Genomic DNA, 19,016 nt, shown 5'->3' on the forward strand with positions numbered 1-19,016 from the left:
TAATGCGTTGGGTGAACGCCTAACATTGAAACAACTCAGACGCCTTATTTCACCCACCTTTTTTAAAGGATTTGATCGGTGGTGTAGGCTCTCCATCAAAAATTTCTTTATAAGTCCCAGACAAAAAAAGAGCCGCTAAAAAGCGGCTCTTGATTTTCAAACTATTCGAATTCGTTCAGATTACTCTTTACCGAATACGTTGTTCTCTTGCTCTTGTACACGGATGAAAGTCGTACGCTTAGTTAGCTCTTTAAGCTTTGCTGCGCCTACGTATGTACAAGTTGAACGTACACCACCAAGGATGTCAGAAATGGTGTTGTGAACTGAGCCACGGAACGGAAGAAGTACAGTTTTACCTTCTGCAGCACGGTACTTAGCAACACCACCTGAGTGCTTGTCCATAGCCGACTGAGATGACATGCCGTAGAACTTCATGTATTGCTTACCGTCTTGCTCTACTACTTCACCGCCTGACTCAGAGTGACCAGCTAGCATGCCGCCTAGCATTACGAAGTCAGCACCGCCTCCGAACGCTTTAGATACGTCACCCGCACATGAACAGCCACCGTCACCGATGATCATGCCGCCAAGGCCGTGTGCTGCGTCGCCACACTCGATGATTGCAGAAAGTTGAGGGTAACCTACACCTGTTTTAACACGAGTAGTACAAACTGAACCAGGGCCGATACCAACCTTAACGATGTCTGCGCCCGCTAGGATTAGCTCTTCAACCATGTCACCTGTTACAACGTTACCAGCAGAGATAACTTTGTTCGGGAATTCTGCACGTACTTTTTGTACGTACTCAACTAGGTGCTCTGAGTAGCCGTTAGCGATATCAATACAGATAAATACGAAGTCTTCGCTAAGTGCCATGATTTGCTTAGTCTTCTCAAACTCAGCTTCAGATGTACCTGTTGATACAAATACGTTGTTCAGTGTTTTCTTGTCTGCTGTTTTAGCAAACTCAGCCCACTGCTCTACTGTGTAGTGCTTGTGTACTGCAGTCATAACACCGTGCTCTGCTAGAGCAGCTGCCATTTCAAAGCTTGCTACCGAATCCATGTTAGCTGCAATTACTGGAGTACCAGACCATTGACGACCGCTATGCTTGAATGTAAAATCGCGGGTTAATTCAACTTGAGAACGGCTTTTAAGGGTAGAACGCTTCGGACGGAAGAGTACATCTTTGAAACCTAACTTAAGTTCTTGTTCGATACGCATGGTGTTTTCCTTGATTCATAAAATTATGTGTCTCTCGCGAAATGCGTAGTAAAACCGTTGGCAGACGAGTTTACTTTTCTTCGGACACAAAAAAACCGGAGCGTTGGCAGACGCTCCGGTTTTCAGCATTATAGGTCGTGATTTAGTAACAGCAAGTCTGATATTTCATTTTTTTTTATGCTATCCTCTCAAAGATTCCATATCTGGTAAAACCTCCTAAGTAACACTTCCCCACTAAATTCTTACTAATTAATAACTTAGCTAACCAATTACGCAAACGCTGTCGGTTTATTGCGCAATCGTTTTCCTTCCCTTTTCAAACAATATCGACTTCATTAAGCAAATATGTGAAGAAAGTGCCTCGAGATCACATAAAAATCACACTTTTCTCCAACAAAAAAATGCCTTTTTTCTTAAATAAATTCGATTTTTTTCCAAATTTTTTCTGTTTTCGTCCAAATTCGACAAACTCATGGTGCGGTTGGTTAGCATCTACTAGGAAAAGTAGAGTGATAAAGACTCAATCTAGAGACAAAGATTCACTTGGGTTTGATAATTCAACCTTCACACTCCATTAAATCCACCTTTTCAGCTCGTACTTTATAAATCTAATTTTTATTAACCCGTAGCATTGCGGTTCTAAAAGCACGTTTCGTCGCCGCCCTTTCGTTCATGCAACCTGGAACATTCAGCAATATTCGCTCAGAAAAAGAGGATTGGTTGACTTGAAAAACTGAGGAAAAGATAAGATTTGAAGAATAGAAAGCAAAAAAATGGCTAAGGTGATAAACCTTAGCCTTTTTTATTCGCTGATTAGACTGATTCTAATACACGCGCAGGAAAGCGTTGTTTAGCGAATAGAACGATCTAGTTCTTTTGAGAGACTAACGCTTCTGCAGTCGCATCTTGAATAGACAGGAATAATGAGGTGACTTGCCCTGTTGGCGAGCGCATCGGGTTTAATGTCACGTTCTGGTACATAAAGTCGGCTTGTTGAGTTACAGGGCGAACATTACGACACTTAAACAGATAAGGCCTTTGTTGCCATGTAATGAAGCTGCGACAGCCTAAATCGTAAACCGGCTTGGTCTTGAGCCTAAACCACTCTTCAGGAATTTCAGGGAACAGTTCAAAGATAGACTTACCAATAGCATCATGCGATTGCTTACCGCTATGGTGCGTCATAAAACCATTCCAAACTTGTACCTGAAAGTCACGGTTGATAACCACCAGCCCCATATCGACGTTTTGAACCATATCCACCATCCAGTGAAACTGTTCAAATTCAGCAGGAAGATTCAGCATATTAAAACTCCTCCATTAGGTAGGCCAATTTGTTGTCTAGAAGAGGCAGAGATTCGTCAACGAACATAAACAGAAGGTCACAACGGATAGAAGTGCCATCAATGTTATAGCTGACTTCGAAGGTCATGGTTTTCTTAAACGAGCCACTGGTATTCTCAATGACAGAGTCAATAGAAATGTGTTGGCCGAGCAGAACTGGAGAGCTTTGGAAGAAACGAACTTCTGATTGCTCCCCTAACCCATTAAGGAATGAGCCAACAAGGATATTCGATACATCCATCAGCAATTCTAGTTCTTCAAGCTGTTCGCTTTCGGTTGGCACCTTCATGAGCTTTTTAAGATCGCTCACACTGGAATCACTCAGTAATACTAGTGCTTCACCTGCAATGCCTTCTCCGCTGAAGCCTTGGCAAACACCCGACACTTGGTCGTTGTCGGCTAGGTCGCGAAGTGCCATGTGCAATTCACTCACTTCGAAGATGTTCACGTTTGGTAATGGTAAATGAACGAACACATTAAAGTGACGAGCAAGTGCATCAGCTGCACGGCCTATCGCCACATTCGCGACTTCCATATAAATATCGCGACGGCGCAGTATTGGCAGCTCTAAAGCAGCAGGGATAACGAGTTGAGGCTGTTTTGGCGGCTCAACATGCTCACGTAAAATGGCTTTTAACGCTTCTTTATCGATCGGCTTTTGCAAAAACGCTTTAGCACCAAGGTCCATGACCTTCTGCTGCGCTTTTGGTTGGATATCACCAGAAACCACCACAACGGGTGTGGTATCACCTAAACGTTGCATCTCTTCCAATGTGCCATAACCATCTAATTCCGGCATGGTGAGGTCGAGGAACATCAGTTTGAACTGGTTTTGAGCTAACTCTTCAAGTGCATTAAGCCCATGAACAGCAAAAGTTATATCTGCATTTAAAGAACTAGGCAGTGATCGAGCCATCTGCTTCCTTGCTAACGCAGAATCATCACATATAAGAACTGGGAATGACATAAATGCACCACTGACAAATTAAAGCTAATTCGAACGAGTGTAACAGAACATTATGGTATCAGGTACGGGGTGAATGGATTTATGTGCAGATTATTAGTAAGAATGATGAAACAATTGGGCAAGCTATTATTTCGTATTATTCTTCATGAAAAACAATATGCTACAAAGGTAATAGTCACTCCTTATTGTTGAATAATAGGACTATTTTATTTAATAGCAGCCTTAATAAGCGGGTTTATTAAGGCTTGGTTTACTCATTCATTTTGGCTTTATGACCCATGATAAGAGAGATAGTGTGAAGAGCTAGAACTGATAGGTAGGCCATAAAATCAACAATGCGAAGCGGATGATCACGGCAAAAACCAACAACGCGATACCCAAACGGTACCATTTGTATTCCGCAATATTCATTGGGATACGCTTGTAGAACATAGTAATCACGCCTTTCCAATCGCTACTGCGTCTTCCGTACTGCATCATGCTCGTCAAAACAAACAGTGCGCCAAACACCAACATCCCTTTTTCAGCCCAGAACAATCCAACTTCCATTTGTGTATTCCTTGATAAAACGGTGAGCAACTTCAGTCATTCTAGTCACCTTTTAGCTCGGTTTCTGTAAGACCAAGGTCTAAGTCGTTCCGTGCCTAGATGAATGTAACTAAATGAAAGCACGAGCTCTGCGAATTAAACTGAACGACATGTTCATATCGAGTTCAGCTTCGCCATCTATACTCATGTTTCCACTAACAGGAGAAACTCAATGAAATCACTGAAAAAGTCACTTTGTGTATTAACTGCTTCAGCTCTACTTGTTACCGCTCCGTTTGTGAGTGCATCATCACCACAACAGCCGCCACAACCAGCAGTGAGCCCACTGCAAATGGTTATTGCTTCTTTAAACCTAAGTGAAGCACAACATGCGGAAGTCATCTCACTTATTGAAGACTATCAGTCTGATAGAACACAGATTGACATGGATAGTGCGATAGAACTCAAGAAGAAACAGATCAGCCTTGTGACTCAACCTGATTTCAATGAAGCCGAGATGGAAAAGATCATCGACACTGTCCAAGCAACCGAGAAGTCGATGGTGATGCAAGAAATGCGTCTAAAGAACAACATCTATAACGTATTAACTGAAGAACAAAAAGAGCAATTTAAGACGATGATGAAGTCAGCGCTCTCTGGTGGAAAATAGTTTGGTAGAAAGCAGTTTGGTAGAAAGTAGCCTGGCAATAAATCGTCTGGTAGAAAATAGCTGCACCTAATCCTGATATTGATTCTTCTCTCTCCCCCAAAAAAGGAGAATCGGAATAGATAAAAAAGCCGCAGTCACTTTAATGACTGCGGCTTTTTTGTGTTCAGTGCACCATTAGCAAATCACGTATAAGCATGATTCGACAAATCTGGAGATTGGCTGTTCTTTTGGATGACACGCATCAATTGGATAAGCAGCAGAATACCGGTCACACCCAAACCAACGCCGATTCCACCCCAGATCCCTGCTAGCTCGAATTTTGGCATCAAGTACCAAGCAGCAGGCAGGCCAAACATCCAGTAACCAATGGCTGTCATCACGGTTGGCATAGAGACAATCTTCATCCCTCTTAGCAGGTTAATCGCCAACAATTGCCAAGCATCAACAATAAAGCACAACGCCACTACCCAGATAACAGAAGCCAATAGCGATGTCATAGCGCCAGTACCGTCGTCTAACTTAAAGATAGAAGCGATCATTTCAGGCCATATGATGAACACAGCAGACAAGGCCACACTCAATACCGATACCAATATAAAGCTTTGAATCGAGGTTCTCTTGATCCCTTCGTAGTTACCTGCGCCATAATCACGGCCTACTAAAATTGCGGCAGCTTGCGAGAAACCGAAGTTGAAGTTCCAAGTAAAGCTTAAGCATTGCAGCAAGATTTGATGAAGCGCTAGAGAGGCAATACTAATCGTCCCTGCCATCAAGGTGCCACCATAAATCAAGCCGTGCTCAAGTAACGCCGCCAAGCCGATAGGTAAACCCATCAACAACAAAGGGCTCATCAGCTTGATGGAGTACTCTTCGGTATTTAGCCAAGGAGCAAACTGTTTGAACTCGTCGCGTTTGAACACCCAAACCGTGTATCCAACCATCACGATAAATGCAGCAATAGCCGTCCCTAAACCTAAGCCTGTTAAACCCATATCTAATTGGAAGGTTAGGAAGTAGCTCACTGGTACATTCAAAATCACGGTGATAATCGACATCACGAGAATTGAGCGCACATTACCAAACGCACTGGTTAAGCCACGCAGTACCAACAAGATAAGCGAAGGCAGCATCACCCACTTCAAGGCATGCACATATTCCATCGCTAAAGTGATCACTTCTGGCGGCTGTTTTGCGGCTTCTAATACCAACGGAGCAAACCAGAAGCTGGCCATTAAGGTCACGCTGAGCACGAACGCCAACATGGTTGCGCCTTTCACCGCCAATCTAATTTGAGTATTACCAAACTCTGGGCGTGCGACACGCTGACCATAAGCAATAGCGATCAGGTTCGCGACACAACCGACAGTGCTGCTCGCAATAATAAAGATGAAGAAGTAGATAGAGGCACCTAAGCCACCAGCCGCAAGGGCTGACACACTGATACGCGACATCATCCAAACATCAGTAAGGACTAACGCCATAGAAATCAGCTGTGAAATGATCAAAGGAAATGCAAGAGTGAGTATTTTTTTCATGAGCGCCTCAGTTAATTTCGCCCAAAATACGATCGATGGGGCTAGCGTTCAATTGATAAATTTGCGACTCTAACATTCCAAAAACTCATGCGAACGAATTATGACCCCATATCCTAGCTTGCCACCATCACATAATGGCTTAAAAGCCTTCGAAGCAGCTGCAAGGCTGATGAGCTTTACTCTGGCTGCCGAAGAGCTGCATGTGACACAAAGTGCGATCAGCCGACAGATCAAACAGCTTGAAGATGAGTTAAACGCATCACTGGTTATTCGTAAGCATCGAGCGATTGAATTAACGGTACAAGGTCATGATTTGTATGTGGCTTTGCGTGAAAGCTACGGCAATATCGACGCTGTCATCGCCTCTTGGAGTGAGCCGAAGCAGAAACGTATTGTGATTAAAGCGACCTTGAGTTTCGCGACGCGAGTATTGATCTCTAAAGTGCGGGAATTAAACGAGCGTTATCAAGATCATGAGATCGTCATTGTTCCTGTAATTGAAGAAGACGAATCGATTAATAGTAGTGAGTATGACCTACTTATCTTCCACACGCGCTTCAAAAAGCGCTATGACAAGGCACCTGACATCACCTTCTTGCGTGAAGAGTTCATGGCACCGGTCTGCTCGACTAACTTAACTAATTCTGCCAACTTAACTAATTCGACCAACTTAACGAATAAAGACACCGATCTCGATTCGATCTTAACCATGCCACGGTTGCACCCGACCTTAGATCATCACGACTGGAAAGTGTGGTTGGCCGATGTTGAATCCCCACCAAAGAAACCCGTCAGAAATACCAGCTTCTTGTCTTTAGATATGGCACTGAGTGCCTGTTTATCCGGTGAAGGCGTTACGGTCACGGATCTATTGTTAGTACAACAAGATCTCCAACGAGGCTTCTTGTACTGCCCTAAGAATGCAAAAATCCAACACAGTGCTTGGACTTACTTTATGCACCAGCGTACTCACACGCCTATCATCAATGACCTTATTGAATGGCTTAGAGAAGAGACAGCAAAAGAGATCGAGTTGCTGAAATCATTAGCTCACCAGAATCATTGGTTTGGTGTTATTAGCGATCATCAGTAACGGTAAGCCGTAAGCCCAGATACAACTAAGCCGCAGAACTTGCTGCGGCTTATGCTTTCTACCGGGCGTTTATTGCTCTTATTTAGTGAGCATTAAAGCTTAAACATACGCGCACTGCGTGGTGGTAGATTGAATGTATGGTAGCGAGAAGAAATGGTTTCTGTCGCACTGCTTAATACGTCTTTGTATTGAACATTCCAATTGAACTCATGTTGGTAGGTATCAACCGTCACGCCACGGGTTTCGCCACACTTGTTAATACCAACCACGCCTTCTTTGCCACGCTTAAACAGCAAAGTACATTGGTCACTCGAAATCATCGTCATCGATTTGCCTTGCATTGCGTTATGGAAACTCAGCATATTCTTCATACTCGAACTATTCCAAACATTGCCCCAACGACCGTTATCCTTATCTTCAGAATCCGGTAGATCATCACTGTAGATCAACGGCGTGCCGCCATCTTTGCCAAGGATGTAAGCGTAAGCAAGCTGCTCGTCTTGTGGGTCCATAATTTGGTAACGGAAGCCATCATTGGTTGGTATATCATGTGTGATAGAAAAAGTAATTGAGCGATTATCATCAAGTGCTTGGCCGTACGCTTTTGGATCATGCAGTTGGTTCAAGCCACCGCCCATTGAGAATGCCGAGCGAATCGACGCAAACAGCGGGAAATCGTACGCGGAGTGATTAGTATTATTCAGGTACGGCGCTAAGAATGACTCATAGCCGCTGTTCCCTGCTCCACCGCTGGTAATGACTTCACCGAACACATGCATATTCGCAGTAATTTCAGACGTGAATACCTGATCGATTTGGTACTGGCTCATGTGTTTTACCGCATCAATACGGAACCCTTTGATCCCCATATCTTTTAGCGCTTTCAGATATAAACGTTGCTGTGAAACCACCCAGTTATTCGGATCAAGGTCAGGTAAACCTACATCGCCATCGGCACCACACAAACGCCAGTACTGAACGTGACCAGGATCGTTCCAATCTGAAATACAACCTGCGGCATGGAAATCGTTAGCCGAGACAAAACCTTGCGCTAAGTTGCCAAACAGAGTCTGGTCAGCAAAGTAGCTTGAACGGCTCGCATAATCGTTTAGCACTTCTGTGCCAGGGTAATCCAAGTCACTTCGCTTCCAGCTTTCATTCGCCATATGGTTGAGTACCACATCGGCATACACATCAACACCCACCCCCTTGAGTGCGACAATCATTGCGGTTAAATCTTGTTTGTTTCCCAAAGGAGAATCAATGGTTCGAAGATCTTGAGGTTGGTAACGCGCCCACCATTGGCTGCCGCTCGATTTCATTGCAGGTGCCACAAGCACTTTCTTATAGCCAGCTTGAGCAATTTGATTAGCGTTGGTAGTCACATCTGAATACTTCCAGTTGAATGCGTGCAAGATGGTGTCTGCATAAGTAGCTGAACTGAAAGAGCAAAGTGCGAACGTGGATATGAGTAGGGTATTGATTGGTTTCATAGAACATATCTCTTATTATAAATTCACGAGAATGATATGACTAAGAACGACAATTAAAACGACCGATAAATCAGAGTTGAATTAGCGTCACCTTCTGTTGATGTTGATTTTATAAAATTGTGTTATGGCCGATATTATGTGGGATAAAAACGAATCGATCTGAAATGAGAATTAATTGAATCAAGTTGACTAGAACAAGACAAAGACTTTGGTCGGCTCTTCTAAACTAAGTTATGATTCCTGTTCCCTCAACCGATTGATATTTTTATGCCCTCTTTCTCTTTTTCAATGATCCCTGTTGGGGTTCGATTCATGATCCTCTCCGCTTTTGGATTCGCACTGATGTCTGCATGTGTGAAATACATCAGCAACTACGGCATACCTGTATTCGAAATTGTTGCAGCAAGGGCTTTGGTGTCTTTGATCATCAGTTATATCGACGTTAAGCGAAAAGGCATTTCGATCTGGGGAAATAACAAACCTTTGTTGTTTGTTCGAGGCGCAGTTGGCACAGCAGCCTTAATGTGTGTTTACTACGCTGTGACCACCTTGCCATTAGCAGAAGCGACCATTCTACAATATGTTCACCCTGTATTTACCGCCCTACTTGGTGTGCTATTTCTGAAAGAACGAGTCCAAAAATCGACCATGATCTGCATTGCGTTCTGCCTAGCGGGACTATTAGTAATGGTACAGCCAAGCATGAACAGTGGCGCGAGCAGCGAGTTACCGCTATTTAGCATAATGGTGGCATTATGTGGCGCATTTGGTAGCTCAATTGCTTATGTGATTGTGAGAAAGCTTAGCCAAACGGAAGACAGCTCAGTCATCATCTTCTACTTCCCACTGGTTGCTCTACCAATCTCAACTACCCTTATCTGGAACGACTTTGTGTGGCCAAGTCTATTCCTTACCGTGATGCTGGTTCTGGTCGGAATTTTCACACAGATAGGCCAATACGGTTTGACCAAAGCGATGCAAACCCAAGCTGCAGGCAAGGCTTCGGCTTACTCATACGTTCAAATCGTATTCTCAGCGCTATTAGGCGTGTGGATCTTCAATGAGATTCCATCAGTTTGGACTTACCTAGGTGGTGGCCTAATCGTAACAGGCGCGCTAATCAATGTGTTTGGTAAACAACTGTTGGTGCCGTTTAAAACTAAGTAAACACCAGCTAAAAGAGCTCAATATCAGTTAGCCAATCAGCGATCAAATAGATCTAAAAAGGGCATTGCGGAATATTCCACAATGCCCTTTTGGGTACTTTCTACCCAAAGGCTCTACTCGCTTGTAGCATTACGCAGTTTGGGATCATCGCTAAGGTATTCAACGAACTCGATTTCAAAGCCTGCCGGATCCACAAAGTAGACATTCTTTCGATAAGGCTCTTCAGCACCGGGTTTGGCAATTGGAAAGCCCGCATCAATAAGACGTTGAGTGACACTTTCAATATTGTGGGTCACATAAGCGAAGTGTGCGAGGCCAACAGAGTGCCCAGCCAAATCTCTATTTTCACCTTCGCCGTGATCACTCAACGCAATATATTGATATTCATCGCCAAAATGCAGCCAATTGCGTGGTTTACCCGACCATTCGCCTTTTCCTTCATCACGGACGTACCAATGAGGGAACGCCGCTTTATAGAAAGTCAGCATTTCAGGGATGTCCTTTACCACTAAATTTACATGTTCAAGTTGGATCATTCTTCTCTCCTTAAAGTATTCTCGTAAGCAACGTTGCATATCCTAATACCTCAAGTTAAGTTGAGGTAAAGCACTAATTTGCATTTATTTCGAGAACGTCTTTAGAGCCCAAATTGTTCTACTTTGACTACATACAGACTTTAAGTTTAGACGACCTAATCTAATGTGCCTTCCTTGCCAGTGTTCTGTTCTTTGTGCCTTGGTGATCTCGTTGTTCAGAGCAGGTAACTAAATCGCGACACACATTGGTGTATTTGAAATGGGGTCTCGAAACACGCTCGCTTTGAGATCAAACACCTTACTGAGCATAGTTTCGGTCATCACCTCATCAGGCGAGCCCTCTGCGATTAAGCACCCTTTTTCCAAAACCACTAAATGATCGCAGTAACGACTGGCTTGGTTAAGATCATGCAACACAACAACCACCGTTTTTCCTTTGGCATTCATCTGTTGCATCAGGTTCATTAATTCCACCTGGTGAGACATATCAAGGTATGTGGTCGGTTCATCCAACATCACTACGTCCGTATCTTGTGCAATTACCATCGCAATCCATGCTCTTTGACGCTGGCCACCAGACAGTGACTCAACAGGCTTATCAGCAAACTCGAGCACACCTGTATCTCGCATTGCTTGATCGACAACCCTTTGATCGTCCTGTCCTAATCTTCCCCAATGAGAGACATAAGGCGAACGGCCATATTCGACCAATTTTCTTACCGTAATGCCTTCCGGACTGACCAAGATTTGCGGAAGAAGTGACAACGAACGAGCGAGCGCTTTATCGCCATAGCTTGATAGCGGCTTGTCTTCAAACAACACCTCTCCAGCCACTGGCTTGTTAATTCTGACTAACGTCTTTAACAAGGTAGATTTACCGCACCCGTTAGGTCCTATCAATGCGGTGATTTTTCCCTTAGGGATAGAAACAGACAGGTTTGGTATGATCGTTTGTTTGCCGTACGCGACGGAAAGATTCTGCGTTTTAAGCATGGTTACCAACCTCGATAACGATAGAGAAGAAAGATGAAATATGGCGCGCCAATCACAGACGTGAGAACGCCTGCTGGCAATTCAATAGGTGGTTGTAGACCTCTGGCCAACCCATCAGCGCTGGTAACCAGAATTGCCCCTACCAATGCAGATGCTGGGATTAACAATTTATGATTATGCCCAAACAACAAGCGTGCTAAGTGAGGTGCCAATAAACCCACAAAACTGATCGTTCCAGCAACAGAAACACTAACACTGGCAAGCAAAACAGCGGCCAATAACGCAAGAGCCTGAATCTGTTTTGGCTTAGTACCCAATGTGGTCGCACTTTCCTCGCCAAGCCCCATCACATCTAATCGCCAAGCAAGCCATAATGCCATGGGTAATAACAAGAGCAGTACGCTCCAAATAAACGGGACTTGCTGCCAATTTCGGCCCCAGAGACTGCCTGTTAGCCATACCATGGCCGTGTTTATCTCGATCGGATTGGTGACCAGCAAGAAGTCGATACAACTAGCCAGAAACGCACTCACCGCAATACCAATCAGCGCCAATTTGGCGGGTGTTGGCCTTGACCACCATGCCAATACAGCAATCAGCCCAGCAGCTAATACCCCACCGAACATCGCTACAACCGGAAGCACACTGACTGGTGCATTGGGGAACCAAACTAAACTCGCTGTCGCAGCAAGCCCGGCACCTGCGCTAATACCCATAAGATCAGGCGATGCTAATGGATTACGTATCACGCCTTGCACTAATACCCCTGAAAGCCCTAACCCTGCGCCCACGCTTATCGCGAGCAACATACGTGGTAGCCGATACTGATGGATAACAAAGTCGTCGCTGGAAAGCGCGACCAAATGTTCGATAACTTGAGAAACAGAAAGCGAAGCTGCGCCGACAAACAAACCTGCGGATGCCACTAATATGAGAATTCCTGATAACAAAACTATCTTAGTGTGATGGTGCATTAAGATCTCCTCGTCGCAATCAAAATAAAACAAGGTGTTCCGAGCAAAGCAGTAATAACACCAACGGGTGTTTCAGTCGGGAAAGCAATCGCTCGCGACAGCGCATCTGACCAAGAGACTAATGCTGCGCCTGCCAATGCTGAAATAGGAATCAGTAAATGGTAATTGTGCCCAACCATAGGTCGAACCAAAGGAGGCACTAACAAACCAACAAAGCCAATTGGCCCTGCGATAGCGACACTTGCTCCGGCAAGCAACACAATCGTCAATCCACTAATCAAGCGAGTAAGCCTGATATTACTGCCCAACCCAACTGCAACTTCTTCGCCAAGTGCAAGCAAATTGAGGTTACGAGCAAGGCTCATTGCCAACACCAAACCAATCACTGCAGGCGGCCAAAGTTGTTGCCATTGCCCATCATCCACACTAGACAGTGAACCCGTAAGCCAATGCAAGACGCTATAAGCCATATCGTCAGCAAGAATCAGCGCCGCTCGTGTCAGTCCAATCAATAACGCTGTAATAGCGATACCTGCGAGAACCAAACGTAACGGATGAGAACGTTCGGAGAAAAAACCACCGAGGAGCATCACGGCCCCGCCGCTTAGCAATGCACCAAGAACCGCATTAAGGATTGGGTTTAGCTCACTGACCACAGGTATACCTATTGCAGCTAACGCCATAAAACAGGCTGCGCCAGCGTTAATGCCAAGAATCGACGGAGACGCGAGTGGGTTGCGCGTTAATCCCTGCATCAATAACCCAGCGACGGCCAAACTCGCACCAATAAACAACCCTGCGTAAGCTCTTGGCGCTCTGAGTGTCGCCAATATTTGATGAGTCATATTGTTTTCATCAAACGCAAACCAGTAGTGAATCAAGTCACTCAATGTTAAAGAGAAATTAGACCATCCGGTCATAGAGGCCGCGTAACCAGATAATGCCAAACACAACACTAATGCCGTAAATAATATGACTCGCCACGACAATATTGGCCAGAATCGCTGACTTTTAGAGAACAACATCGTACTCATGATGGATCCAAGATCTGCTCAAGATTTTTCGCCATTTGTTCTGCCGCTAACATGCCTCGATTCAATGACCAAAGTGCTGGTGACACTTCTACAACTTGCTGTTTTTTTGCAGAGGTTAGTACATTGAATAACGGATTTTTCTGCCAATCATCAACAATATTTGGATGAGAGTAAGCACCAAGAAGCAACCAATCCGGATTGGTTTTCAACAACAACTCAAAGCTGGTTGGTAAATATGCTTTCTCTGTTGGTTCCACAATAGGGCTCGCAATGCCTAATGTGGTCAGCACGCCCCCTGCGTAAGATGCAGGGCTATGTAACCACATACCTTTATCCGACACGACACCGAATTGGACGGTTTGTTTGAGCGAGAAATGACTTTTGAATTCAGCCATGGCGTGTTGATGTTGTTGAATTCGTTGGTCCATTGACGATTGCTTGTCGAGAACGATGCCAATCTTGAGCGCAGACTCCAAATTCTCTTGATAAGTCTCACCACGGCTTTTGAGCAGCAGAGTTGGTGCGATGCGTTGTAGATCTTGATAGACCGTACGATGACGCTCTGCATCTGCAATGATCAGGTCGGGCTTTAATATCGCAATGGCTTCTAGGCTAGGCTGAGAACGCATGCCAACCGATTCCCATGGTTGAACCAATTCGCGTACCGCCGGAATCACTCGCGAAGCATCATTGTCATCCGCAACACCAACAGGAGAAACACCCACCGCAGCGAGTGCATCTACAAATGAAAACTCCAACACCACAATACGTTGCGGAGTAGTCGCTATCTCAAACTGACCTTGCTCATCTTGTATGATCCTGGTTTGTGCTGAACTGGAGAGTGAGAACAAGCTTAAAATCAGCAAAGTTAAGGTTATCGCTATCCTGCTGAATAAACACTGCTTATTGAATGACAGCAGTCCGTTCGACAGCAGCAATGGATTCGAAAACAAAAGGCGAGAGCTGTTTTCCATATTTAATTTTCCTTAAACGCTAGAACCGTGAAAGTCGCCAAGAGTATTGGCGACTTTTATTCGTTATTACTTTCAATAAATTACGTATTAGAACTGATAATTCAGATCCAAAGTGTAAGAACGTCCTGGGGCTGGATAACGACCAACTGGACTGGTATCAATACCGCGGAAGTAATAGTCCTCATCAAACAAGTTGTTCACCGCAAGGTTCATGCGCAGCTTACTGTTTTCATCCTTGTACAAATCCGAACCTAGGTTAAAGTTCCAGACCATGTAGGCAGGCACTTTACCTGTCGCGCCCGTTGCATCTTCGGCACTTGTATTCGCATTGTCAGAGTAAGACTCGCTGAAGTAGTAACCAGACAAAGTCGTATCTACCTTGCTAAAGGCGTAAGTCGCATCCCAACTAAATTGATGTTTAGACGTATAAGGAAGTTGATTGCCCTTATTTGCCCCCTCTTCCTCTAACGTTGCATCTAGGTAGTTATAGCCGGCGCCCAAACTCAAAGCTTGCATCGCTTGCGGCACGTAACGACCAGAGAGCTCAACACCTTGATGAAGGGTTTTACCAATGTTATCGAAAGTTTGGGTAGCACTTTGCCATTGCAGCTGATCTTCAAAATCAATGCGGTAAAGTGCGATGTTAAAGCTGGTTGAATCTTGGTTGTAGCGAGCACCCAACTCGTAGTTCCACGCTAGCTCACTGCCCTCTTCACCTTTACCACGGATGTAAGCAATTTGTGGTGCACGCAAAGATTTCTGTGCATTGGTGTAACCAACCCATTGTTCAGTCAGATGGTATGCCAAAGTTAAGCCAGGAAGCCATTCCGTCACTTTGTTGTCTGTGCTCTGTGCTGTACCCAGATCATCAAACGTCATATCAATCGATTCGTAACGAATACCCGGCGTGACTTTCAGTACGTCATTGAACAGGCCGATTTCATTGCTGATGTAACCAGCAAAAGCGTCAGTATCTAAGTGCCAGTCACGTGGGGTTGTTGTAGCACCACCAGCAATTGGCGTTTGAGTCAGCTTGTAATCAATATCTTCGTTAACATAGCGTGCACCCACAATGACGTTTTGCGTTACGGTATTTCCGTCAAAGTACATCGCGAGTTTAGGTTCAACACCATAAACAGCAAATTCACGTGGTGACGTGCGAATATCGGTTGATGGTAATGCAGGATCCGCCCAGTGGCCGCCCGCACTATTAAAGCCCCATTGGAAGAAACGCTCAGAGCGGTGACCAAATGTCAGTATCTCTAGCTCTGCACTATCGGCAATGTTCAAATCATGCAAATACTTTAGGCTCCAACGCGTCGATTTACCTTGGTATTCATCATATGGTCGCTTCGATTGGGTGCGATCATTCTTGTAATCTTCTGGCGATAAAGCACCCGGCATTTGCGTGTCTGCATCATAACGCTGCACGAAAGCTTGTAACTCTTGAGTATCACTCAGTAACCACTGCAACTTCGCTTGGAAGTTTTTGACATCAGTGTCTGAATGTTCACGGAAACTTTCACCTTTTAGGAAATTACCTTCGACTTGAAGTGCCAGCGTATCGGTTAACCAACCACCCGTTCGCAGGTAAAAGTCGTTGAGCGGCGTATCGCCATCCTCGAATACAGTAAAGCGATTACTGATTTCCGTTTGCCACTCATGTGGAATAGGCTTGGTCACCAAGTTGATCACACCACCGACGTTGTTTGGTCCGTACTGAACCGCCGCACCGCCTCGCACAATATCAATACGATCAAGCATCGACAGCGTTACAGGGAAAATTGATTGTCCTGTGTGACCATACGGCGCCAGTGTAAGAGGAACACCATCCATGAGGAATTGAGCGTGCCCACTGCGACTCGCTTTCAAACCACGCACTGAGATGTTAGGCAAAACACCGGTGCCCGTTTCGTCTTGAACCTTAATGCCCGGTACACTTTGGAAGGCAGAGTCAATCGAGAGTGCGCCAGTCTTTTTAATTTGTTCATTAGTCAGAACAGTACGAGCTCCCGGATACTCTTTCACATCCTCAAGTTCTGAATTACCGATCAAGCTGCCCGTCACGACAACCGTTTCCATGGTCGTCGTTTGTGGATCTGACGCGGCAAATGCGCCCATGGAAGTCACTGAAGCGATGGCCATTGCAAGGGCACTTAGACGCAACTTTTGATGTGATTGAGTACAGGGTTTACCATCCAAATTCTGGTAAGGCATGAAAATCTCCTAAATAGGCAAGTTAGGGTCAAAGGCCATGTTTACGATTCGGCGCTTTGATCCTATGGGCTAAACGGCCTCAAAATGAAGCCAACTGTTCATTCATTCGTAGCGAATAAATCAATCGTTTTTAGAGTTAAAATAGCTCTTAGAAATGAGCTAACTCCTAGAACTGAACTAGCTCTTAGAACATAATTAGCTTTTAAAACTGATAGCCGTAACTGAGCATAAATTCGGCTGGCGCTCCGTAACCAATCTGGTTAGTACCAGACGTGCCGTTGGTTGCGCCCAGAATGTATTTCTCATTAAGCACGTTGTAAGCATTCGCTTGAACTTTGTGACGACCCGTGGTGTACGCTGCCATCAAGTCAACCGTGGTGTAGTCACCCAGAGCTACCGCTTCATCATTACCTGCGTAACGGTCGCCAACATATTTCACACCACCACCTAAACGCCAGTTGTCGTCTAGCTGGTAAGTACTCCAAAGTGAGAACAGGTGGTCAGACACATCATTTGGCTTTTTGCCTGTCTCTTTGTCTTCCGCATCGAGATAGCTATATCCAACCGAAATGTCCCATTGCTCTGTTATCTGACCGCGAGCTTCCAGTTCAATACCTTGGTGACGCGCTTCAATCTTGTTGACCACGTCTCCGTCTGTATTGGTTTCTGGTTGCTCTTGATCGATTTGGAAGACCGCGGCATTCAGCATCAAAGCGTTATCTAATAGGTAAGCTTTTGCGCCAATCTCTTTTAGATCGGTGTGGAAGAATTCAGCTAATTTAGGGTTGATGTAGATACCTGAGTAAGGCAGTTGCCATGAACGAGCTAAGCTTGCGTACACGGACATATCGTTGTTGATTCGGTAGACCAAACCACCGCGGTAGCTCACTTTGTTATCGTCGAGGTTCTCTTTTGCTGAGCCCGCTTTTTGCTGCTCAAGCTCCATCGAGTCGTAACGCACATTACCGATCACTGAAAGATCACCAAAGGTGTAAACGTCTTGAATGTAGACGCCAGTGGTCGTGGTCGTGTTATCACGGAAAGGTTTGAAACCCGGATCAGGTGTTGGACCTGCAACAGGATTATAGATATCTTTCGAAGGTAAGGTTTTGTCGCTTGCGAGAGTGAGATCGATATTAATCTGGTTGTAATCGGCACCAATCATCATTTGGTTAGAGTCCGTTTCCCAAACCAACTCAGACTGTAGTGTTGTCGTGGTACGAGGATCATAACCGAAGTTGTTCACGGTTTGAGATACTTGATCCCCTGTTACCGTGCCTTGACGCGTGCCTTTTTGTTCAAGCTCGATATGGTTATACGCTGCGCGGTTTGTCCATGCCCATTCGCTGTTCAAACGCCACTCATAGTCAACGCCCACACGAATACTGTCTGACTCTTGATAATCGTTGGTGCCACCGTAGAAAGTACTCTCTGAGACATAAACAGGTTTGCCATTTTTAGATGGAACACCACGATATGGCACCAGTTCTTGGTGAGAATATTCAACATCGAGATCGATAATGTGTCCATCAGAAGGCATCACTCGAATGGTTGGGGCAATAAAGAAATCATTGGAATCGACATGATCGACGTAAGAGTCCGCTTGTCGATGTTCCACGTTGATACGGCCATTAACCTTATCTGAAAACGCCATAGAGCTGTCAACTTGACCCACAAACTGACTGTTGCTGCCTACACTGCCATTTACGTTGGTGAAATTGTCACCGTTAGCGCGTTTCGTTACCAAGTTGATGATACCGCCCGCAGAACCTCGGCCATAAAGTGCACCGGCTGGGCCTTTTACCACTTCAACACGCTCAATATTGGCTAGGCTGCGATACGACTGCAACGTTCCATCATCACGCATACCATCACGATACATGTCATTTAACGAATCAAAACCACGAATCACGAATTGGTCTCGGCTACCTTCACCGAGAGTATTGTTCACCCCTGCAACACCATCTAGAGCATCCACTAAACGTACAGCACCACGATCTTCCATTTCTGTCTTTGTAACCACAGATACCGCTTGCGGTACATCTAACCACTCGACATCCGTTTTGGTTCCTGACTGAGGCATGTGCTCTGCATAACCTTCGTATTGATGGCCAATAATTTGCACTGTTTCATCTACAGTGACTTGTTCTTCCGCCACTGCAGTTGACACACCAGCCGCCGCCGTTAAGGCTCCGCCAATTGCCAAAGCAAGAGGAGACAAGGTCAATCTCATGTTCATTTTCTAATTCCGTTTTAGTTTATAAAAT

Annotated in this window: 16 protein-coding genes; 3 read left to right on the forward strand and 13 right to left on the reverse strand. The window is 45.0% G+C overall.

What is annotated here, in order from left to right; all coding sequences use genetic code 11:
• Positions 1-180: 180 nt before the first annotated feature.
• The 4 genes from FTW16_RS09450 to FTW16_RS09465 form a co-directional block, all read right to left on the reverse strand.
• On the reverse strand, positions 181-1,224 hold the full coding sequence (locus tag FTW16_RS09450; RefSeq protein ID WP_048659894.1) for a GMP reductase: 1,044 nt from the start codon (positions 1,222-1,224) through the stop codon (positions 181-183).
• Between the two features lie 867 nt (positions 1,225-2,091).
• Complete coding sequence (locus tag FTW16_RS09455; RefSeq protein WP_048606084.1) at positions 2,092-2,529, reverse strand: PAS domain-containing protein; 438 nt, start codon at positions 2,527-2,529, stop codon at positions 2,092-2,094.
• 1 nt (position 2,530) lies between these two features.
• On the reverse strand, positions 2,531-3,535 hold the full coding sequence (locus tag FTW16_RS09460) for a response regulator (RefSeq protein ID WP_076654939.1): 1,005 nt from the start codon (positions 3,533-3,535) through the stop codon (positions 2,531-2,533).
• A 303-nt stretch (positions 3,536-3,838) separates the two neighbouring features.
• The gene (locus FTW16_RS09465; RefSeq protein ID WP_146490832.1) at positions 3,839-4,084 is read right to left on the reverse strand and encodes a hypothetical protein; all 246 of its coding nucleotides are present in this window, start codon (positions 4,082-4,084) and stop codon (positions 3,839-3,841) included.
• Between the two features lie 211 nt (positions 4,085-4,295).
• Between FTW16_RS09465 and FTW16_RS09470 the strand changes: the two genes are divergently transcribed.
• Positions 4,296-4,733, forward strand: a complete 438-nt coding sequence (locus tag FTW16_RS09470) for a Spy/CpxP family protein refolding chaperone (protein WP_146490833.1) — start codon at positions 4,296-4,298, stop codon at positions 4,731-4,733.
• 182 nt (positions 4,734-4,915) lie between these two features.
• Here the strand turns inward: FTW16_RS09470 and FTW16_RS09475 are convergent, their stop codons facing one another.
• Positions 4,916-6,268: an MATE family efflux transporter gene (locus FTW16_RS09475; protein ID WP_146490834.1), complete on the reverse strand. Its 1,353-nt coding sequence runs from the start codon at positions 6,266-6,268 to the stop codon at positions 4,916-4,918.
• 100 nt (positions 6,269-6,368) lie between these two features.
• Between FTW16_RS09475 and FTW16_RS09480 the strand changes: the two genes are divergently transcribed.
• Entirely contained in the window at positions 6,369-7,361 is a 993-nt protein-coding gene (locus tag FTW16_RS09480; protein ID WP_146490835.1) for a LysR family transcriptional regulator, read from the forward strand.
• A 92-nt stretch (positions 7,362-7,453) separates the two neighbouring features.
• Here the strand turns inward: FTW16_RS09480 and FTW16_RS09485 are convergent, their stop codons facing one another.
• Complete coding sequence (locus tag FTW16_RS09485) at positions 7,454-8,854, reverse strand: alpha-amylase family protein (RefSeq protein ID WP_146490836.1); 1,401 nt, start codon at positions 8,852-8,854, stop codon at positions 7,454-7,456.
• Between the two features lie 267 nt (positions 8,855-9,121).
• Here FTW16_RS09485 and FTW16_RS09490 point away from each other — a divergent pair, with 267 nt between their 5' ends.
• Positions 9,122-10,021 (forward strand): DMT family transporter, encoded by a 900-nt coding sequence (locus FTW16_RS09490; protein WP_146490837.1) that lies wholly within the window; start codon positions 9,122-9,124, stop codon positions 10,019-10,021.
• Positions 10,022-10,134: 113 nt separating this feature from the next.
• Here the strand turns inward: FTW16_RS09490 and FTW16_RS09495 are convergent, their stop codons facing one another.
• From FTW16_RS09495 to FTW16_RS09525, 7 genes are all read right to left on the reverse strand, one after another.
• Positions 10,135-10,557 (reverse strand): VOC family protein, encoded by a 423-nt coding sequence (locus tag FTW16_RS09495; protein ID WP_146490838.1) that lies wholly within the window; start codon positions 10,555-10,557, stop codon positions 10,135-10,137.
• A 228-nt stretch (positions 10,558-10,785) separates the two neighbouring features.
• Positions 10,786-11,550 (reverse strand): Fe(3+) dicitrate ABC transporter ATP-binding protein FecE, encoded by a 765-nt coding sequence (gene fecE, locus FTW16_RS09500; protein ID WP_146490839.1) that lies wholly within the window; start codon positions 11,548-11,550, stop codon positions 10,786-10,788.
• 2 nt (positions 11,551-11,552) lie between these two features.
• The gene (locus FTW16_RS09505; protein WP_146490840.1) at positions 11,553-12,524 is read right to left on the reverse strand and encodes a FecCD family ABC transporter permease; all 972 of its coding nucleotides are present in this window, start codon (positions 12,522-12,524) and stop codon (positions 11,553-11,555) included.
• Complete coding sequence (locus FTW16_RS09510) at positions 12,524-13,558, reverse strand: FecCD family ABC transporter permease (protein WP_146490841.1); 1,035 nt, start codon at positions 13,556-13,558, stop codon at positions 12,524-12,526. The genes FTW16_RS09505 and FTW16_RS09510 overlap by 1 nt, the downstream gene beginning before the upstream one ends.
• Positions 13,555-14,532, reverse strand: coding sequence for a Fe(3+) dicitrate ABC transporter substrate-binding protein (locus FTW16_RS09515; RefSeq protein WP_146490842.1), 978 nt, complete (start codon positions 14,530-14,532; stop codon positions 13,555-13,557). The genes FTW16_RS09510 and FTW16_RS09515 overlap by 4 nt, the downstream gene beginning before the upstream one ends.
• An 87-nt stretch (positions 14,533-14,619) precedes the next feature.
• Entirely contained in the window at positions 14,620-16,749 is a 2,130-nt protein-coding gene (locus tag FTW16_RS09520) for a TonB-dependent receptor family protein (protein WP_146490843.1), read from the reverse strand.
• 202 nt (positions 16,750-16,951) lie between these two features.
• Entirely contained in the window at positions 16,952-18,988 is a 2,037-nt protein-coding gene (locus FTW16_RS09525) for a TonB-dependent receptor (protein ID WP_146490844.1), read from the reverse strand.
• Positions 18,989-19,016: the final 28 nt, after the last annotated feature.

The organism is Vibrio sp. T20, from assembly GCF_007858795.1.
GTDB lineage: Bacteria > Pseudomonadota > Gammaproteobacteria > Enterobacterales > Vibrionaceae > Vibrio > Vibrio satsumensis.